General features: G+C 72.2%; 18 protein-coding genes. 8 read left to right on the top strand and 10 right to left on the bottom strand.

What is annotated here, in order from left to right; genetic code table 11:
- Positions 1-18: 18 nt before the first annotated feature.
- Positions 19-1,872: a penicillin-binding transpeptidase domain-containing protein gene (locus ACWHYA_RS06360; RefSeq protein ID WP_448095575.1), complete on the bottom strand. Its 1,854-nt coding sequence runs from the start codon at positions 1,870-1,872 to the stop codon at positions 19-21.
- A gap of 302 nt (positions 1,873-2,174) precedes the next feature.
- Here ACWHYA_RS06360 and ACWHYA_RS06355 point away from each other — a divergent pair, with 302 nt between their 5' ends.
- A complete protein-coding gene (locus ACWHYA_RS06355) occupies positions 2,175-2,963 on the top strand; it encodes an RDD family protein (protein ID WP_425942199.1) in 789 nt (262 codons plus the stop codon).
- Between the two features lie 55 nt (positions 2,964-3,018).
- Here ACWHYA_RS06355 and ACWHYA_RS06350 read toward each other — a convergent pair whose 3' ends face one another.
- The 7 genes from ACWHYA_RS06350 to ACWHYA_RS06320 form a co-directional block, all read right to left on the bottom strand.
- Entirely contained in the window at positions 3,019-4,299 is a 1,281-nt protein-coding gene (locus ACWHYA_RS06350; protein WP_425942201.1) for a phenylacetate--CoA ligase family protein, read from the bottom strand.
- Between the two features lie 28 nt (positions 4,300-4,327).
- A complete protein-coding gene (locus tag ACWHYA_RS06345) occupies positions 4,328-5,188 on the bottom strand; it encodes an ABC transporter ATP-binding protein (RefSeq protein ID WP_425942203.1) in 861 nt (286 codons plus the stop codon).
- The gene (locus ACWHYA_RS06340; RefSeq protein ID WP_425942205.1) at positions 5,185-6,405 is read right to left on the bottom strand and encodes an ABC transporter substrate-binding protein; all 1,221 of its coding nucleotides are present in this window, start codon (positions 6,403-6,405) and stop codon (positions 5,185-5,187) included. The genes ACWHYA_RS06345 and ACWHYA_RS06340 overlap by 4 nt, the downstream gene beginning before the upstream one ends.
- A 33-nt stretch (positions 6,406-6,438) precedes the next feature.
- Positions 6,439-7,497, bottom strand: coding sequence for a branched-chain amino acid ABC transporter permease (locus tag ACWHYA_RS06335; RefSeq protein WP_425942207.1), 1,059 nt, complete (start codon positions 7,495-7,497; stop codon positions 6,439-6,441).
- A gap of 4 nt (positions 7,498-7,501) precedes the next feature.
- Complete coding sequence (locus ACWHYA_RS06330; protein WP_425942209.1) at positions 7,502-8,374, bottom strand: branched-chain amino acid ABC transporter permease; 873 nt, start codon at positions 8,372-8,374, stop codon at positions 7,502-7,504.
- A 70-nt stretch (positions 8,375-8,444) separates the two neighbouring features.
- Complete coding sequence (locus tag ACWHYA_RS06325; protein ID WP_425942211.1) at positions 8,445-10,448, bottom strand: AMP-binding protein; 2,004 nt, start codon at positions 10,446-10,448, stop codon at positions 8,445-8,447.
- 1 nt (position 10,449) lies between these two features.
- Entirely contained in the window at positions 10,450-11,367 is a 918-nt protein-coding gene (locus ACWHYA_RS06320) for an ABC transporter ATP-binding protein (RefSeq protein WP_425942213.1), read from the bottom strand.
- 151 nt (positions 11,368-11,518) lie between these two features.
- On the opposite strand from ACWHYA_RS06320, the gene ACWHYA_RS06315 reads away from it, so the two are divergent.
- The 4 genes from ACWHYA_RS06315 to ACWHYA_RS06300 all read left to right on the top strand — a co-directional run bounded on the left by ACWHYA_RS06315 (position 11,519) and on the right by ACWHYA_RS06300 (position 15,888).
- Positions 11,519-12,280: an IclR family transcriptional regulator gene (locus ACWHYA_RS06315; protein ID WP_425942215.1), complete on the top strand. Its 762-nt coding sequence runs from the start codon at positions 11,519-11,521 to the stop codon at positions 12,278-12,280.
- Complete coding sequence (locus ACWHYA_RS06310; protein ID WP_425942217.1) at positions 12,273-14,279, top strand: acyl-CoA synthetase; 2,007 nt, start codon at positions 12,273-12,275, stop codon at positions 14,277-14,279. The genes ACWHYA_RS06315 and ACWHYA_RS06310 overlap by 8 nt, the downstream gene beginning before the upstream one ends.
- A gap of 393 nt (positions 14,280-14,672) precedes the next feature.
- Positions 14,673-15,329, top strand: a complete 657-nt coding sequence (locus ACWHYA_RS06305) for a helix-turn-helix domain-containing protein (RefSeq protein ID WP_425942219.1) — start codon at positions 14,673-14,675, stop codon at positions 15,327-15,329.
- 4 nt (positions 15,330-15,333) lie between these two features.
- Entirely contained in the window at positions 15,334-15,888 is a 555-nt protein-coding gene (locus ACWHYA_RS06300) for a PIN domain-containing protein (protein WP_425942221.1), read from the top strand.
- Positions 15,889-16,060: 172 nt separating this feature from the next.
- Here ACWHYA_RS06300 and ACWHYA_RS06295 read toward each other — a convergent pair whose 3' ends face one another.
- The gene (locus tag ACWHYA_RS06295) at positions 16,061-16,804 is read right to left on the bottom strand and encodes an esterase family protein (RefSeq protein WP_425942223.1); all 744 of its coding nucleotides are present in this window, start codon (positions 16,802-16,804) and stop codon (positions 16,061-16,063) included.
- A 375-nt stretch (positions 16,805-17,179) separates the two neighbouring features.
- On the opposite strand from ACWHYA_RS06295, the gene ACWHYA_RS06290 reads away from it, so the two are divergent.
- Entirely contained in the window at positions 17,180-18,526 is a 1,347-nt protein-coding gene (locus ACWHYA_RS06290; RefSeq protein ID WP_425942225.1) for a sensor histidine kinase, read from the top strand.
- Entirely contained in the window at positions 18,523-19,212 is a 690-nt protein-coding gene (locus ACWHYA_RS06285; RefSeq protein ID WP_425942227.1) for a response regulator, read from the top strand. The genes ACWHYA_RS06290 and ACWHYA_RS06285 overlap by 4 nt, the downstream gene beginning before the upstream one ends.
- A 200-nt stretch (positions 19,213-19,412) precedes the next feature.
- Here ACWHYA_RS06285 and ACWHYA_RS06280 read toward each other — a convergent pair whose 3' ends face one another.
- Positions 19,413-19,826, bottom strand: coding sequence for a hypothetical protein (locus ACWHYA_RS06280; RefSeq protein ID WP_425942229.1), 414 nt, complete (start codon positions 19,824-19,826; stop codon positions 19,413-19,415).
- A 248-nt stretch (positions 19,827-20,074) separates the two neighbouring features.
- On the opposite strand from ACWHYA_RS06280, the gene ACWHYA_RS06275 reads away from it, so the two are divergent.
- A complete protein-coding gene (locus ACWHYA_RS06275; protein ID WP_425942231.1) occupies positions 20,075-20,881 on the top strand; it encodes a 4-hydroxy-tetrahydrodipicolinate reductase in 807 nt (268 codons plus the stop codon).
- Positions 20,882-20,906 lie beyond the last annotated feature (25 nt).

Here is a 20,906-nt window from a genome sequence, read left to right as displayed (position 1 = left end):
CGGCCCACCGCATACCCGTCAGCCCACCGCCTCCGTCAGGAACGCGTCCATCAGCGGTCCGACGGTCGTCGAGCCGAACTCCCCCTCCTCCACGAAGATCGCCACCGCCAGGTCGCCCTGGACGGCGACCATCCACACGTGTGTCTGCGGCGGGTCCTGCGTGCCGAACTCCGCCGTGCCGGTCTTGGCCAGCACCGGCTCGCCGGGGTTGTCGGCGAGCATTGAGGCGCTCCCCTCGGTCACCACGGCCCGCATCATCGTGCGCAGCCCATCGGCCTCCTCGGTCGAGAGGCCGCCCTCCGGCTCCGGCACCTCCTGGTCGAGGACCACGCGCGGCACCAACGGCCCGCCCTCCGCGACGCTCGCCGCCACCGCCGCCATCGCGGCGGGCGAGGCCAGCACCGAGCCCTGCCCGATGAGGCTGGCGGCGTGCTCCGTCTGCGAGGCCGCCTCTTCGGGGACGCTGCCGCTGAACGCCGTGACCGGCATCTCCCACACGGCCCCGATCCCCAGGTCCCGCGCGGCCTGCGCCAGCTCCTCCATCGGTATGCGGTCGCGCTCACCGATGAGCGCGGTGTTGCAGGAGTTGGCCATCGCCGTCACGAGCGGGATGTCGCCCAGCGCGGCCTCGGGGTAGCCGGTGACGTTCGTGAACTCGTAGCCGTCCACCACCAGCGACGGCTCGCACCGCACCGTGGACTCGGGCGTCAGGCCCTCCCGCAGGAGCGCGAGCGCGGACGCGATCTTGAACGTCGAGCCGGGCGGGTACTGGCCGGCGAGCGCAGTCGACGTCCCCTCGGACCCTGGGCCGTTCGCCAGGGCCAGCACGTCGCCGGTGCTGGGCTGGAGCGCCACGAGGGCGCTCGCCGGCCCGACATCGGCGAGCACCTCCTCGGCCAGCTCCTGCAGGTCGGTGTCCAGCGTGACCTGCAGGGGCTCGGGCTCCACCCCCTCGCGATCCAGCAGCTCGGAGCCCTCGCCGGTGTCGGGGTCGACGGCCGAGACGCGCAGCCCCGGCTCGCCGCGGAGCTGGTCGTCGAAGGCCGACTGCAACCCCGACAGCCCGACCACGTCGCCCAGCGCGTAGCGCTCCGGGTCGGAGTCCACGAGCTCGGCGGTGACCTCTCCCACCGTGCCGAGCAGGGGCTGGGCGAAGGTCCGCGTCGGTCCCAGCACCTGGGTGGCGTCCAGGGCGACCGCACCGGGGATCTCCTCGGTGGCGGCGACGAGACTGTCCCCCTCCTCGTCGCTCTGCCGGTAGGTGATGAGCCGGACGAAGGCCTCGGGTCCTGCGGCGGCGACGGAGGCGGCATACCCCGCCGGGTCGGTCCCGGCCGCCTCGGCGAGCCGGCGGGCGGACTCCTCGACCTCATCGGCCCCGACCTGGGTCTTGTCGATGCCGACGTGCCAGACCGGCCGGGAGGTGGCCAGCCCCTCGCCGTCGCGGTCGAGGATGTCGGCACGCGGCTGCTCGGTCTCCTCCAGGTCGAGCACCTGACCGTCGGGCACGCCCAGCAGCGCGTGCTCCCAGGTGGCGGTCCACTCCTCCTCGACGACCTGCATCCGCACCGGCACCTCGCGCACGAGGTCGTCGCCCTCGCCGGGCAGGTCCAAGGTCAGCTGCAGCCGTCCCTCGGCGGTGTCGTCCTCCTCGGTGACGTCGAGCACCTGCACGTCGAGGGGCACCTCACCGAGCCCGGCGTACGCCTCCTCACGCTGGGCCTGGACGTCGGCGGGGACGGCGTCCGCCATCGGCACCGCGTCGAAGGTCCCCGTCTCCAACGCCGCGGCCACGGCGGCGGCGACCTCCTGGGGCGAGCCCTCGACCGCCGGCTCGCAGGCCGTGAGGACGAGGGCACCGACGAGGCTCACGGCGAGGGCAGGACGGCCTAAGGCCGGGCGGCTGAGGTGCATCTGCACACCGAAGCAGGTCGACCGGTCGCGGGACAAGGTTGTGGCGCAGATGCACCGTCGACGACCTGGTATCCGGTGCACACCCTTGTCCGTGCAGGGCTGGTGCAGCAGGCCGGCGGCACCCTTCCCAGGCCCGCGGAACCTCGCTACGGTGGCGGTGGCCGACGTCGACGGGGGCTCGGCCCGCGGCGTCTCCTCCTGAGCACCGGGGCGAGCCGTGGCAACCAGGACGAAGGAGTGCATGCACGATGACGGATCCGATGTCGCCACAGCCCAGGCCCGAGGACGAGCCCACCGAGGGTGCCAGCGCCGCGCCGCCGCCTCCTCCCGGGGGCTACCAGCAGGCGCCACCACCCCAGAGTGGTCACCAGCAGCCCCCGCCGCCGCAGGGCGGCTACCAGCAGTCCCCACCGCCGCCCTACCAGCAGCCATCGCCGCAGGGTGGCTACCAGCAGCCCCCACCACTGTCACAGGGCGGCTACCGGCAGGGCACGCCGCCGCAGGACGGGTACTACCAGCAGCCGGGACACCCCGGCACCCAGGCGGGGGGCATGGTGGGGCGCCCCGCCGAGCTGCTCGACCGCTTCCTCGCGCGGCTCATCGACCACGTCATCCTGCTTGTCGTCAACTTCGTCCTCGTCTCCTTCGTCGTCGTCGGGTCGCTCATGGGCGGGTCCGGCGGAATGTTCGGCGGCGGAGGCAACTTCCTCACCGGGGCCGTCGGCTCGGTGCTCGCCACGGCGATCTACCTGGGCTACTTCGCCTACCTGGAGTCCAGCCGCGGGCAGACCATCGGCAAGATGGTCGTCAAGCTCGAGACCCGGGGCGCGGGCGGCGGTCGCCCGACGATCGAGGAGGCCGTCAGGCGCAACATCTGGGTCGCCCTGACGCTCCTGGGCATCCTCCCGTTCGTGGGCGGCTTCCTGGCCGGCCTGGCCCAGCTCGCCGCCATGATCGCCATCGCGGTCGGCATCAGCAGCGACACCGCCGGGCGGCGGGGCTGGCACGACAGGTTCGCCGGGGGCACCCAGGTGGTCAAGGTCGGCTGACGGCCCTCGTCCAGGCGCGGGAAAGGGACGCGGGCGCGGCCCCCTCCACCGGCGGTCAGCTCCAGTCCCGCACGTCCACGACCGGCCCGTCGCCCGGCGACAGCGCCTCGACCACCTGGACGCGGGTGCTGAAGCGCAACCCCTCGCGCACCCGGTCGGCCACCCGGCGGGCCAGAGCCTCGCCTTCGGGCCCGGTGGTCGTCGCGCCGGCGCCGGGCTCCCCGCCGCTGGCGGCGGCGGGCACCACCTCGCACCGCAGCTGGTCGACGTGGTCGACCCGCTCGATGACGAAGCGGTAGTCGGCGACCCCCTCCACCCCCTCCATGACCGAGGCGACCTGGCGCGGGTGCAGGAACATCCCCCGCACCTTCACCGCCGCCCCGGTCCGGCCCAGCACCCCGCGCAGCCGCAGCGAGCCGTCCGGCCCCAGCGTCCACCCAGACAGATCACCCGTGCCGAAGCGCACGAGCGGGTAGTCGCTGCGCAGCAGCGTCACCACGACCTCCCCCTCAGTCCCGTCGTCGACCGGCCGCCCGGTGCCGATCTCGCACACCTGCACGTCCACCCCGTCGGCCAGCACCATCCCGTGCCCGGCCAACGGGTCCTCCCCCGCCGGCTCCCACGCCAGCAGCCCCGTCTCCCCCGTCCCGTAGGCCATCCGCGCCGCCGGCACCCGCTCGGCGATCACGGCCCGCAGCGACTCCGGCAGCGGCTCGGCCGTCATCAGCGCCCGCTCCAGCCGCCAGCGGTCGGCCGCCACACCCTCGAGCCCGTCGAACCGCTCGATCAGCGCCTTGAGGTAGGACGGCAGCCCGACGTACCCGGTCACGCCCAGGTCGGCGAGCGCCCGCGCCTGCAGGTCCTGGTTGCCGATCCCGCCGGGCACCACGGCCGCCCCGACCGAGCGCACGCCCTGCTCGAGCATCGCCCCGGCCGGCGAGAGGTGGTAGCCGAAGCAGTTGATCACCACGTCCTCGGCGCCCACGCCCAGGTCGGCCAGCGCCTGCCCCCACCGCCAGTCGGCGCCCTCCAGCTGCGGCTCGTAGAGCGGCCCCGGCGACTGGAACCACCGCGCCACGTCCGCGTCCGCCGCCAGCATCCCCCCGTGCGGGGGGTCGGCCTGCTGCCGCTCCACCAGCTCGTCCTTGGACAGCACCGGCAGCTGCCCCAACACTTCGGAGACGGCATGCCCTGCTTGGAAACTGTCCGGCGTCAGACCCGCCTCGGCGAGCCGGGCGGCGAAACCCGGCACCCGCTCGGCGGCCCGCCGCAGGCTCTGCTCCAGCGCGGGCGCGAGGGCCTCCTCACGAGCCTTGAGGGCAGCCTGGATCGACATGGGTCACTCCTTGTGGAAGGTGGGGGGTCTACAGCCAGCGCTTGCGGCGCTTGTAGTGCTTGACGTCGCGGTAGCTCTTGCGGCTGCCCTCGTCGCCGAGGCCGAGGTAGAACTCCTTGACGTCGGGGTTCTCCCGCAGCTCGGCCGCGGGGCCCTCGAGCACGATCCGGCCCTGCTCCATGATGTAGCCGTGGTCGGCCACCTCCAGGGCCCGCCGGGCGTTCTGCTCGATGACGAGCACGGTCAGCCCGGTCTCGGTGTGGAGCCGCTTGATGTAGCCGAAGATCTCCTGCACCAGCAGCGGCGCCAGCCCCAGGCTCGGCTCGTCGAGCATGAGCAGCGTGGGCCGGGCCATCAGCGCCCGCCCGATGGCGAGCATCTGCTGCTCGCCGCCGGAGAGGTAGCCGGCGACCCGGGCCCGCATGTCGGCCAGCTTGGGGAAGAACTCGTAGACGACGTCCAGGTCCTGCGCCGACTCCTTGCCCGAGCGGGTGTAGGCGCCGGCCACGAGGTTCTCGGAGACCGAGAGGTGCTCGAAGACGTGCCGTCCCTCCATGCACAGGCTCATCCCGCGGGTGACCCGGTCGGAGGCCTCGATCCGCGTGATGTCCTCGCCGCCGAAGTGGATCGACCCGTCGGTGACCTCGCCGCGCTCGCTGGGCAGCAGCCCGGAGACCGCCTTGAGCGTCGTCGACTTTCCGGCCCCGTTGGAGCCGAGGAGCGCCACGATCTTGCCCTCCGGCACGCCGAGCGAGAGGCCGCGCAGCACGAGGATGACGTCGTCGTAGATGACCTCGACGTTGTTGAGGACGAGCAGGTCGCCCGTGCCGGGGCCGCCCCCCGGCGCAGCCGAGGCTGCGCCGGGGGTGGCTCCTGCGGTGGTGCTCATGGCGTGGCGCCCGCCTCGACCTCGACCATCTGGCCGCCCTCGGCCATGTAGATGCCGGCGCTGGTGGAGCCGCGGTGGGAGTCGGCGGAGAACTCGATGTTGCCCTCACCGATGACGCCGCCGGTGTCGATGGCGCCCATGGTCTCCAGGGCCTCCTTGATGGCGGGGCCGGTGATGTCCCCGTCTTCGGCGGCCTTCTCCATGCCCTCGGCCATGACGTGCATGACCATCCAGCCCTGCACCCAGGAGGTGCCCTTGCTGGCCGGGTCCTCGCCCTGCTCCTCCAGGTAGGCGGTCATCTCCTCGTGGCCGTCCTTCTCGGAGGTGATCGGCGCGAACGGCTGGATGAGCATGTGCCCCTCGGCGGCCTCCTCGCCGGCGGTGGTGATGAACAGCTCGTTGCCGCACCAGTTGAGGCAGACGATCTTCATGTCCAGGTTCTGGGCCGCGATGTCCTTGGCCACCTGCGCCGCCGGGGAGGCGACGTTCTGGATGACGATGTACTCCGCGCCCTGGCTCTGCGCCTGGGAGAGCAGACCGACGTAGTTCTGCTGGCCGCCGGGCATCGCGTAGGCCTGGTAGCCCAGGTCGAGCCCCTCCTCCTCGACCCACGCCTCGCCGTCGCCGACGGGGGCCTGGCCGAACGGGCTGTCGTGGTGGAAGACCGCGACCTCGGCGCCGCCGCCGGAGTCCTCGTTGATCCAGTTGAGCGCGATCCGCATCTGGTCGGAGTAGGTCGGCGCGACGACGAAGTTGTAGGGCGCCTCCTCCGGGTCGGTGAGGCTCTCGGCGAAGGAGCCGGACATGAACGGCAGCTCGTCGGCGGCGACCTTGGTGTGCAGCGCTTCGGTGTCGCCGGTGCCCCAGCCCTGGATGGCCACGACGCCGTCGTTGACGTACTGCTTGTAGAGCTGCTCGGCCTGCGGGACCTCGTAGGCGTAGTCGTTGGAGATCGGCTCGAGCTCGCGGTCGGCGACGCCGCCGTTGGCGTTGCGCCACTCGACGTAGGCCAGCATGCCCTCGTTGTAGGGGGCGCCCACGTCGCCGGTCGCGCCGGTGAGGTCGGCGATCATGCCGACGCTGATCGGCTCGCCGGAGTCTCCGCCGGCGTCACCGCCGCCGCCACCGTCTCCGCCGTCGTCGCTGCCGCAGGCGGACAGGCCCAGCGCCAGCGCGGCGAGGGAGGCGACGAACGCGCCACGTCCAGTGCTCTTCATGGTGTTCTCCTTGTGGGGGGTGGTGTGAGGTGACTAGTAGCGGAAGGGCCAGAAGCGGATGTACTCCTTGGCGCGTTCCCACAGCCGGTTGAGGCCGCGGGGCTCGATGATGAGGAACAGGATGATGACCAGGCCGAAGATCGCGTTCTGGATCGCCGGGAGCTGGCTGGACAGCCACGGGGCGGCGGGGCCGACGACGTCGGCGAGCTCGCGGATGAGCACCGGCAGCAGGGACATGAAGACCGCGCCGTAGACGGCGCCGGCGATGCTGCCCAGGCCGCCGACGATGATCATCGCCAGGTACATGATCGAGACGTTGAGGGTGAACGCCTCCCAGGTGACCGTCTCGGTGTAGTGCGCGGTCAGCGCGCCGGCCAGGCCGACGAACCCGCTGGAGACCGCGAACGCGGTGAGCTTGGCCCGGGTGATGTTGACCCCGATCGCCTCGGCGGCGATGTCCTGGTCGCGCACGGCCATGAACGAGCGGCCCAGGCCGGTGCGGAAGAGGTTGCGGGCGGCCATCACGGCGATCCCGGCCAGGACCACCAGGATCCAGTACCAGCTCTGCTCGAAGGACTCCCGCGGCAGCGTCCACCCGAAGACGTCGAGCCGGGAGAGGCTGATGAAGCCGCGGTCCTCGGTCAGCCAGCCCCAGCGGCGGATGATGAACTCGATGATCTGCTGGGAGGCCAGGGTGGCGATCGCCAGGTAGAGGCCCTTGAGCCGCAGGCCGGGCAGGCCGAAGAAGGTCCCGATCACCGCGGTGAAGACCACCGCGGACGCGATCGCGAGCGGGACCGGCATACCCATCCGTTCGGAGAGGATCGCCGAGCTGTAGGCGCCGACCGCGAGGAAGCCGCCCTGGCCCAGGCTGATCTGGCCGGTGTAGCCGACGAGGATGTTCAGGCCCACGGCGCCGATGACGGCGATGAGGATCGTGTTGACGATCGAGAGCCAGTAGTTGTCCAGCACGAACGGCAGGACGACGAGGAGGGCCAGCATGAGCCCCAGGCGGAAGAGCTCCGCGCGGGTGCTGCGCAGGCGCAGCTCCGAGGAGTACGTGCGGTGGTAGATGCCGGTTGCGGTCGCCATCGCTTCAGACCCTCTCGATCCGCTGCTCGCCGAAGATGCCGTAGGGCCTCACCAGCAGGATGAGCACCAGCACCACGTAGGGGATGACCGTGGCCAGCCCCGGGTCGAGGTAGCCGGAGACGAACTGCTTGAGCAGGCCGATCGTCAGCCCGCCGACGATGGTGCCGGGGACGGAGTCGAGCCCGCCGAGGATGACGACGGGGAAGACCATGAGGCCGAAGGCGGCCAGGTTCTGGTCGACCGCCGAGATGTCGGCCAGCAGGACGCCGGCGATGAGGGCCGAGACGGCGGCCAGCACCCAGGCGAGGGCGAAGATCCGCCGCACCGAGATGCCCATCGTCATCGCCGCCTGCTGGTCGTCGGCGACGGCGCGCATCGCGATGCCATGCCGGGAGCGGCGGAAGAAGATCGTGAAGGCGGTCAGCACGATGGCGGCGATGAGGATGACGAGCAGCCGGTTGAGCGGCACCGTCGCGCCGAAGAACTCCACGGAGCCGCGCGGCAGGATCGCCGGCTGGCTCTTGGGGCTGGTGCCGTAGAACATCTGCACCAGCGCCGAGAGCAGCATCGACAGGCCGATCGTCACCATGATGATGCTGATCGGGTCCTCCCCGACCATCGGCCGCAGGATGAACCGCTCGACGACCACACCGACGATCGTGGCGACGACGACGCCGACCGCGACGGCCGCGATGAGCGGGAGCCCCAGGACGACGAAGGCCGTGTAGAACATGTAGGCCCCGACGAGCAGGAACTCGCCCTGGGCGAAGTTGATGACGCTCGTGGCCTTGTAGATCAGCACGAAGCCGAGCGCGGCCAGCGCCAGGATCGCCCCGTCGGCCAGTCCGTAGACCAGCAGGTTCAGAAAGGCGCTCACAACGTCTCCTCCGACCAGCTCCGCGGGTGCCTGCGGGCCTCGCAGGCTCGTGTCCTCGTCACCCTGTCGCTCATCGGCGGCCGCTCCAGACGGGTCGACGACCCCGGCCTTCCGGGATCGAGTAGGTGGTCAGGTCGAAGATCGTCAGCGACAGCTCGCGCAGGACCGAGCTGCCGTCCTGGTAGGTCACCCGGCTGGAGATGCCCACCGAGTCGTCCCCCCGGCGCAGCGAGGCGATGAGGTCCGCATAGCGCTCGTCGATGACGTTGCGCCGCACCTTGCGGGTGCGGGTGATCTCGTCGTCGTCGGGGTCGAGCTGCTTGTGCAGGAGCAGGAAGCGGGCCACCCGGATCGACTCGGGCAGGTCCTCGTTGGCCCGGGTGATCTCCTCGGCGAGGAGCTCGTAGACCTCGGGCTTGCCGGCCAGGTCGGTGTAGGTCGTGTAGCTGAGCCGCTCGTGCTCGGCCCACGACCCGACGGTGCCGGGGTCGATGGTGATCATCGCGGTCATCCGCTCGCCCTCGCGGGTGGGGCCGAAGACGACCGCCTCCTCGACGTAGGGGCTGAACTTCAGCTTGTTCTCGATGAACGCGCTGGAGTAGCGGCTGCCGTCGGGCGCGGTGAGCACGTCCTTGGCCCGGTCGATGACGACCAGGTGGCCGTCCTCGTCGAGGTAGCCGGCGTCGCCGGTGTGCAGCCAGCCCTCGGCGTCGACCGTCTTGGCGGTCTCCTCCGGCTGGCGGTGGTAGCCGCGGAAGATCGAGGCGGACCGCAGCAGGATCTCGCCGTCGTCGCTGATCCGCAGGTCGGTGCCTGGGATCGGCTGGCCGACCGTGTTGAAGGCGATGTCGTCGTCGCGGTGGACCACGGCGATGCCGCAGATCTCGGTCTGGCCGTAGATCTGCTTGAGGTTGACGCCGATGGCGTGGAAGAAGCGGAAGACGTCCGGCCCCAGCGGCGCACCGCCGGTGTAGGCGCGGCGCACCCGGGACAGGCCGAGCTGGTCGCGGACCGGGCGGGTGCTGACCTGGTCGGCGACCCAGCCGAGCGGGCCACCCCCGCCCCTGCCCTGGACGCGCGCCTGCGCGGCCCGGTCCCCCACGTCATACCCCCATCCGAAAATCTTGCGCTTGAGCCAGCCGGCCTCGTCGATGCGCACCTGGACCTCCGAGAGCATCGACTCCCAGATGCGCGGCGGGGAGAACATGACGTCCGGCCCGATCTCGCGCAGGTCGTTGCGCTGGGTGGAGGCGTCCTCGGGGAAGGAGATCGTCAGGCCGCGGGAGAGGCCGATCGCCACCGCAAGCATCTGCTCGCCGATCCAGGCGAAGGGCAGGAAGGAGACGTAGCGGAAGGTGTGGTCGGCCGGGTCGATCTCGGTGAGGTGGTCGGCCATCGTCAGCAGGTTGCGGTGGGACAGCTCGCCGAGCTTGGGCTTGGAGGTCGTGCCCGAGGTGGTGCAGATGACCGCGATGTCCTCGGGGGTGCTGCGGGCGATCTCGTCCTCGAACCAGGTCGGGTGCGTCTCCGCGCGCCGGCGGCCCTGCGCCTCGACCTGGGTGAAGTCCACCAGCCACGGGTCGTCGTAGGCCTCCAGCCCGTGCGGGTTGTAGGAGACGACGCGCTCCACGAGCAGGCTGTCGCTGGTCTCGCGCAGGCGGAGCAGCTTGTCGACCTGCTCCTGGTCCTCGGCGACGACGACGCGGGCGCGCGACGTCGTGAGGATGTGCTCGAGCTCCTCCCCGATGGAGGTGGGGTAGATGCCCACGACCGCGGCGCCCATGCTCTGGGCGGCCAGCTCGGCGATGAGCCACTCGGGGCGGTTGTCGCCCAGGACGGCGACGATCTCGCCGCGCTGCACGCCGTACCCCGCCAGCCCGTGGGCGAAGTCCTCGACCCGCTGGCGGTAGTCGGCCCAGGTCAGCGGCTGCCAGATGCCGTAGAGCTTCTCCTGCATGGCGATGCCGTCGGGACGGGTGGCGGCCAGGTCCAGGAGCAGGCGGGGGAAGGTGGCGGTGTCCAGGTCGACCGGGGTCTGGTCGGTCTTCTTCATCCTGGTGCTCGCGGTCGCCATGTCAGCCCTCCGTCCTGGTCGCGCCGGCGGCGGGTGCGGGGGCCTGGGCGTCCTCGTCCTCGTCGGCGCCGAGGTAGGCCTCGACGACCGCGGGGTCCTTCTTGACCTCGTCGGGCGTGCCGTCGGCGATGAGCTTGCCGAAGTCCAGGACGCTGACCTTGTCGGAGACGTCCATGACGACGTTCATGTCGTGCTCGATGAGCATGACGGTGACGCCGGCGAGCTCGTGGACGTCGAGGACGTAGCGGGCCATGTCCTCCTTCTCCTCGGCGTTCATGCCGGCCATCGGCTCGTCGAGGAGCAGGAGCGCGGGCTGGATGCACAGGGCCCGGCCGAGCTCGACCCGCTTCTGGATGCCGTAGGCCAGGGCGCCGACCGGCTTGTTGCGGAACTCCTGCAGCTGGAGCAGGTCGATGACCTCCTCGACCAGGTGGCGGTGCTCGATCTCCTGCTTGCGGGCCGGGCCGAACCAGAGCATGGAGGCCAGGACGCTGTGCTTCATGTGGATGTGCCGGCCGAGCATGAGGTTCTCCAGCACCGTGAGGTGGGAGAAGAGCTCGATGTTCTGGAAGGAGCGGGCCACGCCGAGGCGGGCGACCTTGTAGGGCGGCAGCTGGGTCAGCAGGTGGTGGCCCTCGGCGACGTCCTTGCCGGAGACGTCCTGCCCGCCGCCGGTGTGCAGGCGGATCTGGCCCTCCTGCGGGTGGTAGATGCCGCTGATGCAGTTGAGCAGGGAGGACTTGCCGGCGCCGTTGGGGCCGATGATCGCGTGCACGTCGCCCTGGGTGACGGTGAAGGAGACGTTGGTCAGCGCCTTGACGCCGCCGAATCGCAGCGAGATGTCGTCGACCTCGAGCAGCGGCAGGCCGGCCGGGCGGCTGCTGCCGTTGAGCGAGTGCTGGTAGGCCCTGGTCAGCACGGGCGGGTCCTCGTCACGGGGGCTCCTCGGTCGTCGTCGATCCGTTCGGAGACTGACGCTACATTTTCACTATCTGGAAATCAAGCGTTGTCTACAGAAAGTTTCTGCCGGATGGTGGTACGAAGTCGACACGTGGTGGAAGATGGCCCTCATGCCCAACCATGACGCAGGGGGCGAGGCCGCGGCCCGGGGCGGCCTGGGGACCGTCCGCAACGCCGTGCAGCTGCTCGAGCTGCTCAGCGACGGCCCCGCCTACCAGCACCTCACCGACCTGGCCGAGCGCAGCCAGTTCTCGGTGCCGACGGTCCACCGCCTGCTGCGCTCGCTCGTGCTGGCCGACCTCGTCGTGCAGGACCCGCGGTCCTCGCGCTACGGCCTGGGGCCGGAGCTGACCCGGCTGTCCAACCACTACCTCTCGCGACTGCCGCTGCTCGGCGCGCTGGCCCCCTACCTGACCCAGGTGCGCGACCAGGTCGGCGCGACGGTCCGCGTCCAGACGCTCGTGCGCTGCGAGGTCGTCGACATCGACCGGGTGGACGGCCAGGACCGGGGTCCCTACCGCGACACCCACCGCGTGCACCACGCGCTCGACAGCGCCGGCGGCCGGATCCTCGGGGCCCGCGGCGACACCGACCAGTGGGAACGGCTGCTGCAGACGGCCTCCGAGGATCTGATCGAGATCGCCCGCGGCCAGCAGCAGGCGTGGGCCTCGGCCGACCACCTGGCCGTGACCCCCGAGGACCCGATGCTGCCCGCCGAGGTCGCCGTCCCGGTCGTCGACGGCCAGGGCACGACCGTCGCCGCGCTGGCCGCCACCGTCGACGACACGACCGACGAGGCGCACGTGGCCACCGTCGCCGCCCACCTCGGCCGGGCCGCCCGCGCCGCCGGACGGACGCTCGGCCATGCGTGAGGACGAGGTGACCGTGGCGGGTCGGCCGCCGGCGGACCACGCCGAGGTGAGCTCCTCGGCATACCCCTCCTCCACCGCCCCGAGCGAGGAAGAGGTGAGCTCCGCCGCATACCCTCGGTCCATGACGGGGCCGGACGAGCTCGCGTGGGCGGGCGTGGTGGAGCGGTTGGGGCTGCTGTCCGACCACGGGACGCTGTGGGAGCCCGGCGCGCGGTCCGGGACGTGGATGTCGGGGGCCACGATCAACCTGTCGGTCTCGTGCGTCGAGCGGCACCTGCCCGAGCGCGGCGATCAGGTCGCGCTGCACTGGGAGGGTGAGCCCGGGGACCGGCGGAGCCTGACGTACGCCGAGCTGCACGAGCAGGTCGTGGCGCTCGCGCGGTCGCTGCGGCAGATGGGCGTGGGCGTCGGCGACCGGGTGGGGCTGCACCTGGGCTGGCTGCCCGAGACCGTCGTGGCGATGCTGGCGTGCGCGCGGATCGGAGCCGTGCACACGGTGCTGCCTGCGCCGCTGCCGGTGGAGCCGCTGGCCGACCGGCTCTCGCTGCTGGACCTCAAGGTGCTCTTCACCCAGGACGGTGCGTGGCGGCACGGGACGGTGCTGCCGCTCAAGGCGCGCGCGGACGAGGCGATGCTGGCCGCGGGCGGGATCGAGCACACGGTCGTGGTGCGGCGCACGGGGATGGACGTGCAGTGGTACGAGGGCGACCGCTGGCTCCACGACCTGCTCGCGGGGTCGCGGCCGGGGCTGGACGGGGCGCGGCCGGAGGTGAACGGTGACGCGGTCGCGCTGCCGGTCGACCACCCGGTGGCGAGCATCCCGCTGGCGAACCGGGGCGGCCAGGCCCTCTCGATCGTGCACGGGACCGGGACGATGCTGGCCGGCGCGGTGGCGGTGCACGAGCACCTGTCGACAGGTGGGCCGTTCTGGTGCGTGGGGGACATCGCGTGGGCGGTGACGCAGTTCCACGGGATCTACGGGCCGCTGGCGTGCGGGGGGACGACGGTGATGTACGAGGGCACCCTCGACGTGCCCAACCACCAGCGGGCCTGGGACATCATCCGCCGGTATGACGTGGAGTCCCTCCTCACGAGCCCGTCCGTCATGCGCACGGTGCGGGGGTGGGCCAGGGAGATGCCCGAGGTGTCGGGGATCCCCACGCTGCGCCGGGTGGCGACGGCCGGTGAGCCGGTCGAGGAGGAGCTGGCGTCGTGGCTGCGGGGGGCGTTCGGGGTCGAGGGCACCGAGGTGGCCGACGCGTGGGGGCAGCTGGAGCTGGGCGGGATCGTGCGGATCACCGGGCTGTCCGACGCACCACCGCTGCCGGACTGCGGGCTGACGATCGTGGACGTGGACGGCGTGCCGGTGCCGGTCGGCGAGACCGGTGAGGTGGTGCTGACCCGCCCGTGGGCGGCGACGATGGTCGGCGTCGAGGGCGACTCGTCCGGGGTGGCCGAGGCGCACTGGACGCGGCACCCCGGCGTGTATGCGACCGGTGACCTGGGGCGGTTCGACGAGGACGGGTGCGTGCAGTTCCTCGGCCGGACCGACGACGTGGTGTCGATCTCGGGGCAGCTGGTGTCGTTGCGGGAGGTCCGGGAGGTGCTCACCGAGCATCCCTACGTCGACCGGGCGGAGGTGACCTGGCGGAAGGACCCTGAGCTGGGACGGTCGCTCGTGGCGGCGGTGACGTTGTCGGGAGCGGCGGGGGTGTCGGGCGGGTCTGGTGGGTCGGCCGGTGGCGCCGGCTCGGCCGGTGGCGCGGGTTCGGCCGACCTCGACGCCATCGCCGTGGATCTCATGGACACGGTGCGCGAGCTGCTCGGCGGTCTTGCCCGACCCCGTGCGCTGCTCGTGGTGGACCGGTTCGGCGAGGAGCTGGGCCGCCGGGAGCGGGCGCAGGCCATCGCGACACTGGCCACGCCCGACCGGCTGGGCGCTCCGCGGTCGGTGACCTGGGAACAGGTGCTGGTGGCGGCCGGGCATCCGGTGGGCTGAGGTCCCGGGTCGGGTGTCGGCCGGTCTGCGGGAGGTGCCGCGGCCGTTTCGCGCACTGCCGGCCGGTCGGCCGAAGGTGTCGTCCGGTTTGCACAGACGCCGACCGCGTTTCCGCAGGTCGCGATCCGACGCGGGTGTGCAAAGTGGACGACACCTCCCCGCCACCAGGGTCTGTCAGCCGGCCTCACCCTGACTATCAGCCGGTTGTTGACGTGGCTCACGACAAAACCGCAGGTCACGATGAGGCCCTTCGACAAGAACCGGCCGACAGTGCCCGGAATGAAGCCGAGGACGCCCGCTGAGGGTCGGCACCGCGCCCGATCCGGTCCCATCGACCCCTCCCCATCGGCGGCTCTGGCTACTAGCATCGAGTCCTCGGTGGGAGGAGACGTCATGGGACATCCTGTGCGGTCGGTGGAGCCGGAGACGTACGTGCCGGACGAGGAGGAACAGGCCCAGCTCATCGAGCTGTGCACCGCCCTGGAGGCCAGGAACCGCTCGAGGGTGGAGGCCCAGGCGGGCGTCATCACCGACGACGGCATCCTGCACGAGATCTCGCCGCGGCTGACGGACCTGCTGGCCCGGGTCTGCCGGACGCTGGCCGAGGGGCAGGGCGTCAGCGTGGTCCCGCGTCACCGGTGGCTGACCACGCAGGAGGCCGCCGACCTGCTGGGGGTGCCGCGGCCCACGCTGCTCGGGCTGCTCGGTGACGGCACGATCCCCCACGAGATGCGCGGCCGGCACCGGCGGGTCCGGCTCGACGACGTGCTCAGGCACCAGGACGCGCTGCACGGCGAGCGGGCGGATTCGCTGGCGTCCATGCAGGTGGACGCCCAGGTCGAGGGTCTCTACGAGCTGCTCGACGGCCGGCCCGCGCCACCCGGCGGCAGCACCACACCCCCCGGCGGGACGTCACCAACACCCGGCCGCACCACCGCGACCCCCGGCGGGACGTCACCGCCAGCCGGCCGCACCACCACACCCCCCGGCGGGACGTCACCACCAGTCGGCCGCACCACCGCGCCGACCCTCAGCAGGGCAGGGCGGTAGCGCCGTGTTCCCGGTCCTGCTCGACGCCGGCGTCCTCGTCCCGCCCACGCTGGCAGACACCGTCCTGCGGGTCGCCGAGGCCGGGGTGGTCGGCCCCCGCTGGTCCCGGCGGATCCTCGACGAGGTCGCCGAACGGATGGTCTCGGCCGGCGCGTCGGCGAGCGCAGCCTCCCGGCGGGTGGGAGCCATGACCTCTGCCTTCCCCTACGCCGAGGTCGCCGGCCAGGAGGAGATCGAGCCGATCCTCACCAACACCCCCGGTCGCCGTCACGTCCTGGCCGCCGCGATCCGGTCCGAGGCGCACACCGTCGTCACCTTCGACCTGGACGACTTCCCCGCCGAGAGCCTCGAACCCTGGGGCATCGAGACGGTCCACCCGGACCAGTTCATGTCCAGCCAGCTGGACCTCACGCCGGGCCTGGTCCTGGAGGCCCTGGGCCGGCAGTCCGAGGGCTACACCCGACCGCCGCGCCCCATCAGCGAGATCCTGGGCACCCTCGGTCGCAGCGGACTGCCCGACTTCGCCGACGAGTGCCGGCGCTACCTCCCCGAAGGTTGAGCACCGACACGCGAGGGCTGAGCGGTGCTGCGTGCCTGAAGCTGAGCACGACACACGAGGGCTGAGCGGTGCTGCGTGCCCGAGGGCTGAGCACGACACACGAGAGCTGAGCCGCGCTACCTGCCCGGGATCTGAGAGCCCCAGAGCTGAGCACCGACGACCCGCACCAACCTCAGCAGAACCGCGGCAGGTGGTGGGCCAGCTGCTGGCGCCACCACGGCCAGTCGTGCGCCGAGTCGTAGCCCCACACGTCCAGCTCGTGCGGGATCTGCTTCTGGGCGAGCAGGTCGGCGAGCTGGTGGGCGCCGGGCAGCGACTTGGTCGGGTGCACCTCAAAGGCCCCCTGCCCCACGACCAGCACGATGCTGGCGTTCGCCCGCACCCAGTCCAGGTGGCCGTCGTCCATCCCCGGGACGTATGCGCACGGGTTGGCGAAGTAGGTCGCCTCGCCCAGGTCGCCCCAGCAGTGCCAGGACGTCGGGTCGTAGTTGCCCGACAGGCCGATCGCCACCGGGAAGACGTCGGGCCGCTTCAGCCCGAAGTTCACCGCGTGGAAGGCGCCCATGCTGCACCCGGTCGTCACGATGCCCGAGTGGCCGGGCGAGTCGTCGCTGATCCGCGGCACGACCGTCTCCAGGATCCACCGCTCGTAGACCCCGTGCCGCCGCGCCCGCTCCTCGGTCGGCAGGCTGTTGTCCGACCAGCTCACGTGGTCGAAGGCGTCCACGCAGTAGAGCTTGACCCGTCCCCCGTCGATCAGGTCGCGGATCGCGTCGATCATCCCGTTGTTCTCGAAGTCCCACGCGCGCCCGGCCTCGGAGGGGAACACGAGCACCGGCCGCCCCCAGTGGCCGTACCGGATGACGGTCCCGCGGCCCACACCCTCGGTGTCCAGCTCGACCTGCACGCGCTCCATGGGTCCTCCTGGTGCCTGGTCCGCGCCGCGACCGGGACGCTGGACGTGTGCGCCCAGCCTGCCACAACCACACCCCCCGCCGACGGGGCGCAACGTCTCAGGTGACGCCCAGAAATCACTCTCCAGGATGACGCCGTACGCAGATCCGGCGCCCAGACTGGCAGGCGTTGCATCTCGCAGAGACCTCCTACGGGAATCCTCTCCGCCTCGAGGGTGCGGCCGCGCGGTGTTGTCAGGGGTGTCGCGCGCCCGTGGATGCATCGCGCGCTCGTCCCTGCCGCTGCAGGGGGCGGCAGGGACGAGCGCCGACCCCACGGCATACCCCGGCTCTGCTAGGAATGGTCGGCAGAGCCCGCCGCGCCGAGAGGGGGAGGTATGACGTCGCGCACCGACCCTGCCCCGCGGGCCCGGTCCTCGGGCGGGACGCCGACGGGTGCTTCGCGGACGGGTGCCTCACCCGCGGGCGCGTCGCCGGCGCGGGCGGGCTCGCGCCGGGCGTCGTGGTTCCCGCCCGAGCGGCTGCGGCAGGTGGGGTTCGTGCTCGGCACGGTGACGGCATACCTGCTGGACCTGTTCCTCACGATGGCGCCGGCGAGCGAGCGGGTGGGGCACCACTGGCTGGCGTTCGGCCGGTGGGACGTGGACGTGAGCACGTACGTGATCCTGCTCGCGGGTGCCTACTCGGCGCTGTTCCTGCGCCGGCGCTGGCCGTTCGCGGTGCTCGTCGTGATGACCGTCCTGGCGCTGGTGCTCAGCTACGTCTCCGAGCTCGCACAACCGATCGTCGGCGTGCTGGTGGCCCTCTACGCCACGGCCGCGGTCGTGGAACGGGCCTGGATCGCCCGGACGTCGCTGGTGCTGGGGGTGGTCGCGGTGGCCGGGCAGATCCCGCTGCACCAGGACCGGGGGTACGACGTGCTGATCGCCTCCGCGATCGGGGCGGCCGTGGCCGGCGGGGTGTGGCTGGCCGGGCGGCGGGAGCAGCGGGCGGTGCGCAGCACGGCCGCGCTGAGGGTGGAGCTGGCGCACCTGCAGGAGCACGCGGCCGCGGCCGAGCGGCAGCGGATCGCGCGGGAGCTGCACGACATCCTGGCCCACTCGGTCAGCGCGATGATGATGCAGGCGGCCGGGGGGCGGGCGGTGGCCAGGGCGATCGGGCGGGACGCGGAGGAGGGCGGGGTCGGCGAGGGTGATCCGCGCTGGGCCAGCGTCGAGCAGGCGCTCGCGACCGTCGAGGCGACCGGGTCCCAGAGCATGCGGGAGCTGCAGCGGCTGCTCGGGGCGCTGCGGGAGGACGAGCCGGCGGTCGGCGTGACCACCAGCCCGCCGGGGCTGGAGGCGCTGGAGGACCTCGTCCGGATCACCCGCAGCAGCGGGCTCGTCGTCGAGCGGCACCGTTCCGGGCAGGAGCGGCCGGTGGACTGGTCGGTGGGGCTGGCGGGGTACCGCGTCGTGCAGGAGTCGCTGGCCAACGCCATGAAGCACGGCGGGCAGGGTGCGGTGGTCGAGGTGTTCGAGTCCTGGCTGCCTGGTGAGGTGAGGCTCCAGGTCCGGTGCCGGTCCGGGCACCAGGGGTTCCGGCCCGACGCCCGCGGTGGCGGCAAGGGGCTCGTCGGGCTGCGGCAGCGGGTGGAGCTCGTCGGCGGTCGGTTCGAGGCCGGGTGGGTCGGGGACGAGTTCGTCACGACGGCCGACCTGCCGCTGACCGGAGCGGCCCCGTGATCCGGATCGTCGTCGCGGACGACCAGGCGGCGGTGCGCGGAGGGCTGTCGATGATGCTCTCCGCCGAGCCGGACGTGCAGGTGGTGGGGACGGCCGAGGACGGGGTCCAGGCGGTGGCGATGGCCGAGCGGGAGCACCCCGACGTGGTGGTCATGGACATCCGGATGCCCGGGATCGACGGGGTGGAGGCGACCCGGCGGATCACCGAGGGGCACGCCGCGCACGAGCCGGGCCGGCGGGGCGGACGGTGCAGCGAGACGGTCGCGGTCCTCGTGCTGACCACGTTCGACCACGACGACGTGCTCTACGGGGCGCTGAAGGCGGGGGCCTCGGGCTACCTGCTCAAGCAGTCCGCGCCGTCGACCCTCGTCGACGCGGTCCGGGTCGTGGCCGACGGGGGGTCGTGGATCGACCCGAGCGTGGCCGGGAAGGTCATCGCCACCCTGCGGGCGAGCTCACCGGTCGACGGCCGAGGGCGCCCCACGCTGGAGAACCTCTCGCCGCGGGAGGTCGAGGTGCTGCGGCTGATGGCGGACGCCCCCACCAACGCCGAGCTGGCCGAGATGCTGTTCGTGTCCGAGGCCACGGTGAAGACGCACATCTCGCGGCTGCTCATGAAGACGGGGTCGCACGACCGGGCCCAGCTGGTCGCGCTGGCGTACCGCTCGGGGCTCGTGCGTCCCTGAGGCGCGGGGCCTGCCGCCAAGGGGGGCGCGCCGAGGGGTTGGGAGGGTTGCACGGCGGGAGGGGTTGCACCGCGGGACGGGTCGCACCGCGGGACCGGTTGCCCGGTGGACGGGTTGCACACCGAGGGCGGCGGACGCGTGAGTCCGCCGCCCTTGGGGGATGGTTTCCGATTCGATGGCCCTGCAGCGAGGGTCCGGGGTCAGCCGGCCAGCTTGGGGCAGTGCCGGAAGGCGGGGAAGTCGGGGTCGGGCTCGATGAGCTCGAGGTAGAGGGGCACCGTGCCCTCTGGCGTGGGGACGGTGCCGATCTCGACGAAGACGCCCGTGCCCATGACCTTGGAGTTGGGCTGGTCGTAGTTGAAGACGATCCTCATCCCGTCATTGTGCGGGGCAAGCCCACCGATGAACCCGCTGGCCTGCAGCGGCTTCGCGAAGTTGTCGGCCTTGCTGCCGCCGCTGATACCCGGCGGGCTCAGCTCGCCCTGGCCGGAGCACCACTGTCCGACGATCTCGTGGACGGTGGCCGAGGCAGGGGCTGCGGTCATGATCATCGCTGCAGGGGCCACCGCGAGGGCGGCCGAAGCGGCGAGGTACTTCCTGAGCGATCTGTTCATGATGTCTCCCGAGGCGACGTCCGGTCGACCTGGCTGGCCGAAGGTGACGCAACGTCAAGCGTGGCACCGTGGACAGGTCCGTGGCAACGCCCGTACCAACTTCTTCTCCATCCACGGGACGTCCACGACCGGATCGCCACCCAGCGACAGGAGATCGTCCCGTCACTCCCCGCGATCGCCGTACACACCCTTTCTGACCTGCGGAAACGTGGTCCGACAGGGCGCCTGGACGGCGGCATACTCAATGCATGCCCCTCTCCGTCGGACTCCTCGGCACCGGCCGCCTCGGCGCGGCGGTCCGCGCTGCTGCCGCGCCCCGCGACGACGTCGAGATCGTCTGGGCGGTCGGCCGAGGCGCCGAGCTCGAGAGTCTGCCGCCCGTCGACGTCGCGATCGACGTCAGCAACGCCGCCGCGGTCCCCCAGCACCTCGGCTGGGCGCGGCGCACCGGCACGCCGATCGCCGTCGGCACCACCGGCTGGGACCGGGCCCTGGTGCCCGACGACGTCGACGTCCCCGTCCTGCTCGCCTCCAACTTCTCCCTCGGCGTCGCCCTGGTCGAGCAGCTGGCGCGGGTGCTCGGACGGTATGCCGCGCACGCCCCCTCCCCCGTCGACCTGGCCGTCACCGACACGCACCACCGGCACAAGGTGGACGCACCGAGCGGCACGGCGATCGTCCTGCGGGACGCACTCGTCGACGGCGCCGGCAGTGACGTCCAGGTCCAGACCACCAGCCTGCGGGTCGGTGAGGTCGTCGGGCGGCACGAGGTCGTCGCGGCCTCAGCGCTGGAGACGATCGCGCTCACCCACGAGGCCCACGACCGGGCCGTCTTCGCGACCGGCGCCCTGACCGCCGCCCGCTGGCTGGTCGGCCGCCCGGCCGGTCGCTGGTCGATGGCCGACCTGGCGGCCGAGCAGCTCGGCGACCTCGCCGGCCGCTCGGGCAGCCCCGCACCGGAACCGGGCGGGAGCGACCCCGACCCGGGCCGCGCGCACGGCATACCCCCCACCCCTTCGACCCCCGGCGCACCCGCGCCGCACGCGGCCGCCTGACCGGGCGCGCCGCATACCCCCGAGG

It is taken from the genome of Ornithinimicrobium carbonis (assembly GCF_977012275.1).
This window is presented reverse-complemented; position numbering and strand designations above follow the sequence as displayed.